This window comes from Citrobacter sp. TBCS-14 (genome assembly GCF_005280805.1).
GTDB lineage: Bacteria > Pseudomonadota > Gammaproteobacteria > Enterobacterales > Enterobacteriaceae > Citrobacter > Citrobacter gillenii.
On the sequence record NZ_SZWM01000652.1, the window covers coordinates 1 to 548 of the forward strand.

The 548-nt window shown below is 48.1% G+C and carries 2 protein-coding genes; both read left to right on the plus strand.

Annotated features, from left to right (window positions below; all coding sequences use genetic code 11):
- Positions 1-289: FliM/FliN family flagellar motor switch protein (locus FDX22_RS20475; protein ID WP_186805390.1), on the plus strand; the 289-nt coding region annotated here is incomplete at its 5' end.
- On the plus strand, positions 282-548 hold a 267-nt coding region (locus FDX22_RS20480), incomplete at its 3' end, for a FliM/FliN family flagellar motor switch protein (RefSeq protein WP_146717695.1). The genes FDX22_RS20475 and FDX22_RS20480, both read left to right, overlap by 8 nt.

The following is a 548-nucleotide window of genomic DNA, read 5'->3' on the forward strand; positions in this document are numbered from 1 at the left end:
GAAGAAAAAGCAGATTGATAAAGCCAGCGCTGAGACGCGTAAAAAAACGCTGATCAAAGAAATTATCCATACGCTGCCGCTGACCATGAACGTGAAAATTGCAGAAATCCCCCTCAATGTTGCCGACCTGACGACAATTAAACCCGGGGATATTTTACCTATTGCGATGCCTGATACTTTCCCTGTTTATATCGGGAAATCCGAATTATTTAATGCCCTGATCGTCGAGGACAAAGACAAACTGTTTTTGTCCGAATTCACGAGCAAGACGGAGAAATCCTATGAGTAAGCCAGAAGATATTTTAGAGCAAGGCTTCGAGTTAGCCCCCGAAGCGACCACATCCCNGACCACATCCCCCGCATCATCTGTAACAGAGACGCTGGTGTCACGTTTAGAAGACCGTTTTTCCGAGTCGATGTCACTACTGAAACGTATACCGGTCACGCTAACGCTGGAGGTCTCCTCCGTGGAGGTGATGCTGTCCGATCTGCTGAACATTGATGACGACACCGTCATTGAGATGGACAAGCTCGCCGGTGAACCGCTG